This is a genomic window from Candidatus Manganitrophus noduliformans (genome assembly GCF_012184425.1).
In the GTDB taxonomy this organism is placed as follows: Bacteria; Nitrospirota; Nitrospiria; order SBBL01; family Manganitrophaceae; genus Manganitrophus; species Manganitrophus noduliformans.
Genome location: NZ_VTOW01000002.1, coordinates 258,772 through 270,280, shown reverse-complemented (window position 1 = coordinate 270,280; position 11,509 = coordinate 258,772). Strand labels below are relative to the sequence as shown.

The window sequence follows — 11,509 nt, the reverse complement described above, 5'->3', positions numbered from 1 at the left end:
GGAGGCAGGTCGATTTCCTCCTGTAGCGGTTCAACATGTTGAACCGCTACGATTTCCCTCGCCATCCCGGCGGATCAAAGCGGCGAGATCTCATCTTCCTTCTCGACCGGCTCGCCGGTGAACTGCTCTTCAAGGATGCGCCGCGCCAGATCCCGTCCTCCCAGGCCGAAGGCGATCGCCAGGGCGAGCATCACGGCGCCGAAGGCGATCGAAAAAGCGGTCACCACGACCCCCGTCGCCACCGCCATCTGCTCGAGCGCCATCGCCGCGGCGAGGAGAATGACGAAAAGACGGGTCAGCACGCTCAGAAGCCGCGCCGACGGGACGTTGGCGTTCACCAGGGAGAGGAGGACGGCGCGAGACGCGAAATTGGCGACGACGAGCCCGATGACGAAGAGAAGCAGGCCGATGAAAAGCTGCGGCAGGTAGGCGAAGAAGCGGGCGATCTGCGCCTCCAGGACCGGGAATCCGAGCGCGCTGACCCCCAACAGAATGAAGCCGATCCAGACCAGCCAGAAAATAAGACGGGAGACGACCTCGCTCGGCGGGGGAAGATTCGCCCTCCGCAGGAGCGAGGTGAACCCGGCCCCCTCGCTCAGATGATCGAACCGGACCAGGAGCAATATCCGGCGCGCCAGCGCCCTCAGAAAAATGGTAATCACCCACCCGACGAGGATGATGATGATCATCACCAGGAGCTTCGGCACGAATGCTGCGACCATTCGGGTGAAGGTCTCCATGGTTTCCGCCAGCCCTTTCATCACCGCTTCCGACATAGTCTCCTCACTGTTTGATGTTCCATCGTTCGATCAGGCCCGGTTTCTGCCGCTCGTATTCCAGGCAGAGCGCTTCAATCCGCTTCCCCACCTCCTCCGAGCCGGCGTCGGCGTTCTCCAGGACGAAGGAGCAGGCCCTTCCGAGATAAAGCGGGGTAAGCGCCTGAATCAAATGAGGCCGGTGAAGGACCCCCCGGTGGAACGCGGCGGCGAACTCATAGACCGTTTTCACCCAGAGGTCGTCCGGATAGCGAAACGCTTTGTCGTCCATCCCAGCCCGCTGCAGGATCGCCTGCCGTGTGTTCTGAGAGAGGATCGTTTCAAAGAGAGACGACAGCTCCCGCACGCCGGTCCGGAAGGTCTCGAGCATCCGGCGCTTGTTGATTCGGATCGGCTCCAGCCGCATCGCGTATTCGAATCCGAAGAGCGGCAGCGGCGCGGAGCCCTGCCGCCCGGGCCAGAACGCCGCGTCGCGCTCCACCTGCTCGAAGAGGGCGCCGACCGTCTTCCGGAGCGCCTCCGGCAGCGACGGCTCGTCCCGGCGCGAGGCGTGAACCTTCGGTCCCAGGAACGACTGGCCGATCCGGTAGCCCCCGGTCGCCGCGGCGGCGGTGATCGTAAGATCGATGCCGTGCGCGGAGAGGGTCCGGGCGTCGCGCTCTTTCGAGAGGAGCGCGCGGGCGAAGCGCCCGGAGAGGCCGAATTCGGGTCCGAGCGGCTCCCGGATCCGATGCCCGTAGATCGCCCGGACCATCGGATAGATCAGATTGCTGATCAGGAGGCCGTCGAATTTGTGGCGCTGGTAGAGGGGGGCGATCAGATCGAACGACTCCTTGTAGACCGGACGGAGCAGCGCGTCGATCCACTCGGGGGTGATGTTCTCCAGATCGCCGCTGACGACGGCGCAGGCTTTGGCCCTGACCAAGTCGGCGGCGGCGAGGAGGGTCCGCAGCGCCCCGTCCCTTCCGGGAGAGCCGGGATAGGGGGTGGTGATCCGGTGCAGCGTCCGAAGCGGCTGCGCGGAGAGAAGCGGGCGAAAATCGTCGATCGAGGCGGCCCGCACCTGCTCCGGCGTGCCGTCGGTCGAGCCGCCGTCGAGGTTGATCAGGGCGGTTCGCTCTCTCGGGAAGTACTTCACGAACCCGATCTGGACGGCCCGGACCACCTGTCCGACCGTCCCGGCATGATTGAGCGTCGGGATGCCGACCAGAAGATCGACCTCGCCGACGGCGATCAGCCGGTGAAGCAGATCGTCCGGAAGGAGGCTCTCGTCGGCCCCGGTCCGTTCCGGCGCCGGCGGGGGGACGGTCGGCGCTTGATCTTGAATCGGCAATGGGGTGGCCATCGGATCTCTTTCGCTGATAGGTTATAAGCGCCGCAGCTGGAACCAGAAGAAATGATACGGCGCCAGGGTCAACGGATAAGGGCGCTCCCCGATGCGGGGAAAAGCGTTCCGTCCGAACATCTCGATCGGGATTGCGCCGCGGAAAGGGCGAAGATCGAGCTCCACCGCCTGCGCCGATCGGGAGAGGTTGGTTACGACCAGAACGGTTTCGTCCTCCCATCGGCGGATGTAGGCGAGCACCCGGTGGTTCTCCGGATTGAGGAACTCGAGCGACCCTCTGCCGAAAACCCGGCTCGATCGGCGAAGCCGGATGATCTCCTTCATCCACGAGAGAAGAGAGTCCTCGGAACGCCGCTGCGACTCGACGTTGACCGCGGCGTAGCCGTAGACCGGATTCGAGATGATCGGCAGGTAGAGCTGCTCCGGGTCGGCGGTGGAGAAGCCGGCGTTCCAGCCGCCCCCCCACTGCATCGGCGTCCGGACACCGTTGCGGTCACCCAGATAAATATTCTCTCCCATCCCGATCTCGTCGCCGTAGTAGATCACCGGCGTTCCCGGCAGGGAGAAGAGAAGGGAGTTGAGAAGCTCGACCCGCCGGCGGACGTTTCCCATCAGAGAGGCAAGGCGTCTTCGGATGCCGAGGTTGATCCGCCCTTTCGGATCTTTGGCGTACTCGTCGTACATATAGTCGCGCTCTTCGTCGGTGACCATCTCCAGGGTCAGTTCATCATGATTGCGCAAGAAAATCGCCCATTGGCAGCTCTCCGGGATCGGGGGGGTCCGTTCCATGATCTCGACGATCGGTTTCCGGTCTTCCAGCTGGACCGCCATGAAGATCCGCGGCATGATCGGGAAGTGAAACGCCATGTGGAACTCGTTCCCTTCGCCGAAGTAGGGGCGGACGTCGGCCGGCCACTGGTTCGCCTCCGCCAGGAGGACCTTGTTGGCGTGGTTTTCATCGAGCCGCCGGCGGAGGAAGCGGAGAACGTCGTGGGTTTCGACGAGATTTTCACAGGAGGTCCCTTCGCGCTCGATCAGGTAGGGAACCGCATCGACCCGGAAGCCGTCGGCCCCCATCCGGAGCCAGTAGTCCATCACCTTCCAGATCTCCTCCCGGACGGCGGGGTTGTCGAAGTTCAGATCGGGCTGATGGCTGAAGAAGCGGTGCCAGTAGTACGCTTTCGAGACCGGGTCCCAGGCCCAGTTCGATTTCTCGGTGTCGAGAAAGATGATCCGCGCCTCTTTGTAGCGGTCATCGGTGTCGCTCCAAACGTACCAGTCGCGAAGCGGGCTCTCCCGGGAGCGCCGGGCCTCCTGGAACCAGGGATGCTGGTCGGAGGTGTGATTGACGACCAGTTCGATGATCACCCGCATCCCTCTGGCATGGGCCGCTTCCAAGAAGCGGCGAAAGTCTTCCATCGTGCCGTAGTTTTGATGGATGCTGTAGTAGTCGGCGATATCGTAGCCGTCGTCCCGGAAAGGGGAGGGGTACATCGGCAGCAGCCAGAGACAGTCGACCCCCAGCTCGTGCAGGTAGTCAAGCTTCGTCAACAGCCCCGGAAAGTCGCCGATCCCGTCGGCGTTGCTGTCGGAGTAGGCCTTGACGTGGAGCTCATAGAAGACCGCGTCTTTATACCAGAGCGGGTCGTCTTCCGTCCGGATCACGCTCGTTTTCCCTTTCTTTAAGTGAAAGGATCGAAATCGCGCTCGGAGTGGATCTTCCGCCGCACCCGGAAGATGTGGGCGGGAGAGACCATCGGGTCGAGGCGGATGTAATTCCACGCGTCGTGCCAGAGATAGCGGTCGCCGCCGATCAGATCGTGGAGCTGGTACGGCTCGCCCGGCGCGATCCCGAGCTCATCGATCGGCACCTGGACCCATCCGTGCTGAAGATGGTGCGGGTCGAGGTTCACCGCGACGAGAATAATGTTGGAGAGATCTTCGGTCGTCTTGGCATAACAGATCAACTGGTCGTTGTCGGTCGTATAAAAACGGAGCCGGTCGTTCGCGTGAAGCGCCGGGCTTTCCCGCCGGATCCGGTTGACGCGCGCGACAAGATCTTTGATATTCCCGGGGCGGTCCCAATCCCAGGCGCGGATTTGATATTTCTCCGAATCGAGGTACTCTTCCGTTCCGTGAACTGCCCGGTTTTCGCATAACTCGAACCCGCTGTAGATCCCGTAGCTCGCGGCCAGGGTCGCGGCGAGCGCCAGCCGGACCTGGAACGCAGGACGTCCCCCGGTCTGGAGGTACTCGTGCAAGATGTCGGGGGTGTTCGCGAAGAAGTTGGGACGGAAAAAATCGCGCGCTTCTGTTTGCGTCAGCTCGGTCAAATATTCGGTCAACTCCTGCTTGGTGTTCCGCCAGGTGAAATAGGTGTACGACTGGGTGAAGCCCCCTTTCGCCAGCCCGTACATGACTTTCGGCCGGGTGAAGGCCTCGGCGAGGAAGATCGTCTCGGGGTGTTTCTTCTGAATCTCACCGATCAGCCACTCCCAGAAGCGGAACGGTTTGGTGTGGGGGTTATCGACCCGGAAGATCTTCACCCCCTGCTCAATCCAGAATTCGACGACGCTTTTAAGCTCCGTCCAGAGCCCTTTCCAATCGTCCGACTCGAAGTTGAGCGGGTAGATATCCTGATATTTCTTCGGCGGGTTCTCGGCGTATTTGATCGTCCCGTCCGGCCGGTGGCGGAACCACTCGGGATGCTCTTTCACGTAGGGGTGATCGGGAGAGCACTGAAAGGCGATGTCGAGGGCGACCTCCAACCCGTGTCGATCGGCCGCTTCGACAAAGTGTCTGAAGTCGTCGAGCGTTCCGAGATTCGGATCGACCGCTTTGTGGCCCCCCGCCTCCGAGCCGATCGCCCAGGGACTTCCCGGATCATTCGGTCCGGCGGTGAGCGCGTTGTTCGGTCCCTTCCGGAAGCTTTTCCCGATCGGGTGGATCGGGGGAAGGTAGAGGATGTCGAATCCCATCGCCGCGATCTCCGGCAGGCGCGATTCGGCCTCCAAAAAGGTGGCGCTCCGGTTCGGATCGGGGCCGGCCGACCGGGGGAACATCTCATACCAGGCGCCGTAGCGGGCACGGATCCGGTCGACGGTGACCGCCAGGATGCGATCGTACCGGGTCGCCCGGCTCCGGTCGGGGTAGCGGGAGACCCGGTCGGCGAGTTTCTCATCGAGCGCGATCGCAATGCGTTCCTTCTGTGGCCGTTCGCTCGACAACGCATCGGCCGCCGCATGCAGCGCTTTTTGATCCGCGCCGCTTGCCCGACGGCCGGCCTCCGACACCAGCGCCGCTCCTTCCAATAGCTCGCCGGCGACATCCTGCCCGGCATCGACCCGCTTGACCAGATCGGCCCGCCAGGAGCCGAACCGGTCGATCCAGGCCTCGACCGTGTACTCATACGGCTGTTGGACGGCCGGTGTGAAGGCGCTCTCCCAGACATCGTTGCCGAGCGGCTCCATCGCCGTTTCCATCCAGGTGTCTTCCTTTTTCGCTTTATGCAGAAGGTGCGCGGTGATCCGATCGTGGCCGTCGGTGAAGACATGTGCGGTGACAACCACCTTCTCGCCGACGGTCCGCTTGATCGGGTATCGCCCGGCGTCGATCTCCGGCCGGACCCGCTCGACCACGACGCGCTTCCGCGCATCCTCCGGAAAATTCTCTTTGGCTGTTTTCACCGTCTTCGTCGTCTTTGGGGTCTTTTTCATGGTTCATCGCTCCCTGGGTGGCTGGGATGGAAGAGGGGCGAAGTCGTTTCCCTTCCATCCTGGGATTCTCAATCGGTAGGTTGTCCGCTGTTCTGAGATATCGACGGCTCCTTTCGTGTCGCGACGGGCTGGTTACTCTTTGATCAGCGCGGAGAGGCTCCTTTTGATTTGGATCTCGACGTCGGCCCTCCGGCGCTTGGAGACCCTGTTTTTCCCGAAGAGCAGGTGATAGGTCAGCAGGCCCGACGTCACGGCCGAAAGGGCCATTCCGAACTCGCGTGGAAAACCGGTCCGGCTTCCCTTGCCGGTCAGCGCCGGCTGCACGAGCCGGCCCAATTCGTTGAGGTAGCGGCCGTAGACCTCTCTTAGCTCTTTGACCGAACCGGTTTGCAGCTGGAGCAGGCCGCAGACCTGGTGGAACAGCAGAAGGTATTCGGGATGATCCTGATAGAAATCGAGTTGAGATCGGATGATCGCGCCGATTCGACCCGGACCCGGCTTGGCCGTTTCGGCCGCTTCCGTCGCTTGGACAAGCAAGCGGTGGAGCCCCTCTTCCAGAACGGCCTGGAGAAGCAACTCTTTGGTATCAAAGTAAAGGTAGAAAGTTCCCTTCCCAATGTCGGCCCGGGCCGTAACATCTTCGATTTTCGTCAGATAAATTCCCTTTTCATAGAAAAGGGAGAGCGCCACTTCCATCAGCGTCCGACGGGTTTTCTCTTTTCTTCGCTCCACCCGCGTTTGTAGAAGCGGGGAGGATTCTTTTGACTTAAGAACACTATGGTCGATCATGATCTCTGTCGGTATCCGATCCGGGCGCTTTGACGCGGCGGCGCGACCGGCGCGCACGCGGCCTTTCAGGCCGAAAGAGGGTTCCGGGGAAGATCGCTTTCTTCACCGGCCGGCCCGGATCAGGCCGAATCCCGCATGAGTTCTTTTCCGTGCGCGGCGATCTGGTCCGCGGTCTGCCTCGCTTCTTTCGTGATATTCTCCAAGTGGCCGCCGGTCTCTTTCGCGATCTGCTTTCCGTGCGCGGTGATCTTGTCCGCGGTCTGTTTCGCTTCCTGCGTGATATTGTCCAAATGGCCGCCGGTCTCTTTTGCCAGCTCTTTTCCGTGCTTCACCACGCCGGAGAAGACCTGTTTGGTTTCATCCGCGATCCGGCCGAGATGGGTTCCGGTCTCATCGGCGAGTCCTTTGATTTGTCTGCGGGTGTCGCGTCCCGAGCGCGGCGCCAGAAGAAAGCCGGCGCCGATCCCGACCGTGAGGCCCAACATAAACATCATTCCCCCAAAGAAATAGTGTCGTCCTTCGCTCATGGTTTCCTCCTTTATATTTTAAAGCGGCGATGAGAAAAGCCGGTGCTTCCTCGCCGCAGGTGGGATTGATGAATGGATAGTCGTAAATGACCTATGGGTCATTTTATTCGGATGCGCCTTGCAAGTCAAGAATAATTTATTCCGGTGGGGGGAAACAAGGGGGTAATAAAGAGGCGGGTTCGGCGAACACGAATAAATAAACAGGGGGAGGTGGAGACGGATTAGAAGGGGGGTGTAAGAATCGGTCGCTTTTAAGCCGAATCCGTCCGCATCTAATCCCTGCTTTTCTCTCTCCGTTCCGTTTTCCGGCGCTCATGCCGGGTGGGATCGACCGGGATTTGAACGGTCATCGTCGTCCCTTTTCCCAGTTTCGATTGGACGTCGATATTTCCGCGGTGTTGGTCGACAATGTGATGGCAGATCATCAGCCCCAGGCCGGTCCCTTGCGCGTCTTTGGTGGTGAAGAAGGGGTTGAACAATTTCTCCAAATTCTCTTCCGAGATGCCGGCGCCCGTATCGGCCACCGCGACTTGAAGGTAGCCTTGTCCCCGCTCGTCTTGATGAAAAGAAGAGGTCGCCGTGATCTTGCCTGAGCGGGTCGCATGGATGGCGTTTAGAATCAAATTCAAAAAGACCTGCCGGATCTTTTCCGAATCGATTTTCCCGAGGGGGATGTCCGAAGCCAGTTGAAGGTCGAGGGTGGTTTCCTTTTTATTCGCTTCATGCTTCAGGAGAGAGACCACCTCCTGCAGGATCAGATTGATTTGGCTCTCTTTGAAGATGAGCTCGTCCTGATCTCCGTTCTTGGAAAAGTCGAGCAATTTACGGATCAGCGTCTGGATCCGCTCCGCTTCCCGGATGGAGAGGCTGTAGAATTTCTCCAGATATTCTTTGTCCAATTGAGGCTCTTTGAGCTTCTGGGGGAGCATCTGAAGAAAAGTATAGATCGCGACCATCGGGTTGTTGATCTCATGCGCCATGCCGGCCGCCAAGGTGCCGATGGCGGTCAGCCGGTTGGTCCGGGCGACCCGCTTGAGGGTTTCGATCTTCTCGGCATAGAGCCGGTCCCGCTCCTTGACAAGGTAGTAGTGCTCGATCCCCTGGATCATCGCGCAGCGAAGGTCGGCGACGTCGTAAGGCTTGGTGATATAGCGATAGATGTTTCCCTTGTTGATCGCCTCGATGACCATTTCCATTTCGGTATAGGCGGTCAGCAGCATCCGGACCGCTTCCGGAACGGCCTTTTTCGCTTGGGCGAGAAATTCAACGCCGCTCATCCCCGGCATCCGCTGATCGCTGATGATGAGGGCGATCTCCGGATGAGCCTGCAATGTCTCGATCGCCTCTTTTCCGCTCTTTGCAGTATAGATCGTGAACTCCCGCTCGTATTGCTCCTCCAGGCTGATCAAGGCCATCTCTTCATCATCGACGAAAAGAACGGGGTAATCTTTGGGATGGATTCCTTGCTGCATGAAGGTCCCTTCTAAATATAAGTTACAGGAGCGAAAGAGGGGAGAGAGTTAAGCTGCGAAAGCCGCTTAACTTGTCTCCTTACCCCTTGCGCCTAATGTGTTTTGATGTGCCGTGCTGATCGTTTGCCGCACCGGTAAGGTTATCACAAACTCCGTCCCTTGTCCCGGCCGGCTGATGACGGTGATGTCTCCCCGGTGGCTCTGGAGAATTCGGTAGCTGACGGAGAGCCCCAGCCCGGTCCCTTTTCCGGCCTCTTTGGTGGTGAAGAAAGGTTCGAAGATCCGCTTTTGATGCTCCGGCGAGATCCCGGTGCCGCTGTCCTTCACGGAAATCTTCACCCGATCGTCTTCTTTCCAGGTCTTGATCCGTATTTCTCCTTCGTCCGGAATGGCGTGGATGGCGTTCTGTAGCAGGTTCATGAAGACTTGATTGAGCTGCCCAGGGACCGCGTCGACCGGATCGATCTCGCCGTACTCTTTGACAATCGTGATTCGATCCTTCAATTCGGTCCGCATCAGGTTGAGGGTGGAGTCGAGGCCTTCATGGAGATCGGTCGGTCTGAATTGGGCCTCGTCTTTTCTGACGAACGCTTTCAGATCGGAAACGATCGCCTCGGTCCGATCAAGTCCCGTCTTGATGATCGAAAAGGCCCGGTCAATCTTGGCATTGAGCCGCTTCATCTCGGCGCTGTCCGGGGCCGCTCCCTCTTTGAGGAGCCGGTCCTGCTCTGCGAGGGTGTTGTGAAGATTTTCCAAGCTGACTTTCGCAAAGCTGATCGGGTTGTTGATCTCATGCGCCATCCCCGCCACCAAAAGCCCGAGGGCCGCCATCTTCTCCGAATGAATCAGCTGAGTCTCCAGGCCGCGCTGGTTGAGGAGCGATTTGATGCGCGCCCGCAGCTCTTCGCAGCTGAACGGTTTCGTGAGGTAGTCGTCGGCGCCATACTCCAACCCTTCGATCTTCATCGAGAGATCGGCTTTGGCGGAGATCAAGACGATGGGGATATGTTTCGTCAAGGCGTTTTCTTTGACCTCCCGGCAGAGCTGATACCCGTCTTTGATCGGCATCATGACGTCGGAGAGGATCAGATTGGGGAGATCGGTCTGGGCGCACTGCACCCCGTCCACTCCATTCTGGGCGGTGACGACTTGATAGTCGTCTTGAAGTTGCGTCACCAGAAAGTGGAGCATGTCGGGATTGTCTTCGACCACGAGGATCTTGGGGGCCCCTGCCGGCGCGCCGTTTGAGGGGGCCGTCTGGATCGATTGCCCTTCCTGAACGATACCCGCGGTCGTATATTCCGCCGCCTTGTGGAGCGAGCGTGTCCAATCGGCTTCGCCTTCCTTTCCATGCTCGGGGATACAGATTGGATCGGTCAGATAGGGAAGGGTAAAACTGATCACGGTTCCTTTACCCAATTCGCTTTCGGCCCAAATCTCTCCTTTATGGAGCTCGATCAATTCTTTCGACAAGGCGAGCCCGATTCCGGTTCCTTCGAAACGGCGGTTGGACGAGGCGTCAATCTGGGAGAAGCGATTAAAAAGTTTGTCGATATTCTCTTTCGCGATGCCGATTCCGGTGTCGGAGATCCGGACAAGAATTTGATCCTCTCTCTGTTCACAGGAGACATCGACCTTCCCTCCCGGATTGGTGAATTTGAGGGCATTGAAGATCAGGTTCAAAAGGACCTTCTCAATTTTATCTCGATCGAAGTAAAACTCGTTGAGCGGATTCGGGCCGGTAAACGAGAGGGAGATCCCCTTCTTCTCCGCCAAGGGGGTGACGGAGGCAATGATCCCTTTGGTGAATTTTGTAAAGTCGGTCTTTAAGTGAGAAAGCTGCATTTTCCCGGCGTCGATCTTCGCCAGATCGAGGAGGTTATTGATTAATTTGAGAAGGCGAAGGCCGTTCTGGTACATGGCACTTAAATCTTCTCTTCGTTCACCTTGGACCGAATCCCGGTGTAGAATCGATTCCAGCGGGGCCAGGATCAGCGTGAGGGGAGTGCGAAGCTCATGGGAGATGTTGGCGAAGAATTGGGTTTTGACTTGGTCGAGCTCCTGGAGTTTTTTATAGGAGCGCTCCAATTCTTCTTTGCTCTCGGATAATTCACGGGTCCGTTCTTCGACTTTCTTTTCCAAATCCAGGGCCCATTGCCGAATGGCCTCCGACATCTTTTGGACATCATCGTACAAAAGAGAATTGGAAAGGGCGATGGAGGCTTCCACCCGAAGGTTAGACAGAAATTCAATGTCCGAGCGGGTGAACGGTTTGAGATTGTCTTTCTCTCCGAGGTTGATGATGCCGATAAGGTTCTTATCATGTATGAGCGGAAGCGCAACCTTGACGGATAACGCTTCAAAATACTGCCGTGCGGAACTTTTGATTTCAGTAAAGCGGGGGTCGGCCTCGATTTCGTTCCACTCCACTACCCGGTCTTCTCTTCTTAGCCAATCCATAAAAGTGTGATGCGAGGAGAGATCGATATCCAAATCCAGACCACGCATTGAATACCGTGCCCTTTTTTTCTCCCAAAGAATAATTGATGAGTTGGAAACATAAAGTGCTTCGCGAATAGTCGCTACAATTTTATTGATGAGGCCCTCCAGGTCTTTAAGAAGAACTAATTCCTTGACCATTCCCTGCAAGATCTTTTGCATGTCGTACTTCCGGCGTTGGAAGAGATGGTCGATGCGGGGCTGGATGGTTTTGATGTAGAAAACTAAGAGAAGAAAGTAAAGGGCGACTAGACCAGAAAGCTGAAGATCGGTGAGATTGGTAATCCATGGTCTTGCCGATAAGATGGTGAATAAAACTGGTAAAAGGGCTAAACCGGACGTGGTTAACCACATCAGAGTCTTGTGTATAACCGTTGATATGTCC

General features: G+C 58.3%; 8 protein-coding genes. All 8 read right to left on the bottom strand.

Features of this window, described 5'->3' with window-relative positions; all coding sequences use genetic code 11:
• Positions 1-74: 74 nt before the first annotated feature.
• The 8 genes from MNODULE_RS10615 to MNODULE_RS10580 all read right to left on the bottom strand — a co-directional run bounded on the left by MNODULE_RS10615 (position 75) and on the right by MNODULE_RS10580 (position 11,478).
• A complete protein-coding gene (locus MNODULE_RS10615) occupies positions 75-776 on the bottom strand; it encodes a mechanosensitive ion channel family protein (RefSeq protein WP_168059561.1) in 702 nt (233 codons plus the stop codon).
• 7 nt (positions 777-783) lie between these two features.
• Complete coding sequence (locus MNODULE_RS10610) at positions 784-2,121, bottom strand: glycosyltransferase family protein (RefSeq protein ID WP_168059559.1); 1,338 nt, start codon at positions 2,119-2,121, stop codon at positions 784-786.
• Between the two features lie 21 nt (positions 2,122-2,142).
• On the bottom strand, positions 2,143-3,786 hold the full coding sequence (gene treS / locus MNODULE_RS10605; RefSeq protein WP_320412465.1) for a maltose alpha-D-glucosyltransferase: 1,644 nt from the start codon (positions 3,784-3,786) through the stop codon (positions 2,143-2,145).
• A gap of 17 nt (positions 3,787-3,803) precedes the next feature.
• Complete coding sequence (locus tag MNODULE_RS10600; protein ID WP_168059555.1) at positions 3,804-5,837, bottom strand: alpha-1,4-glucan--maltose-1-phosphate maltosyltransferase; 2,034 nt, start codon at positions 5,835-5,837, stop codon at positions 3,804-3,806.
• Positions 5,838-5,969: 132 nt separating this feature from the next.
• Positions 5,970-6,626, bottom strand: a complete 657-nt coding sequence (locus MNODULE_RS10595; protein ID WP_202882176.1) for a TetR/AcrR family transcriptional regulator — start codon at positions 6,624-6,626, stop codon at positions 5,970-5,972.
• 119 nt (positions 6,627-6,745) lie between these two features.
• Entirely contained in the window at positions 6,746-7,153 is a 408-nt protein-coding gene (locus MNODULE_RS10590) for a YtxH domain-containing protein (protein ID WP_168059553.1), read from the bottom strand.
• A gap of 272 nt (positions 7,154-7,425) precedes the next feature.
• A complete protein-coding gene (locus MNODULE_RS10585) occupies positions 7,426-8,625 on the bottom strand; it encodes an ATP-binding response regulator (protein WP_168059551.1) in 1,200 nt (399 codons plus the stop codon).
• Between the two features lie 66 nt (positions 8,626-8,691).
• Positions 8,692-11,478, bottom strand: coding sequence for an ATP-binding protein (locus MNODULE_RS10580; protein WP_238339439.1), 2,787 nt, complete (start codon positions 11,476-11,478; stop codon positions 8,692-8,694).
• Positions 11,479-11,509 lie beyond the last annotated feature (31 nt).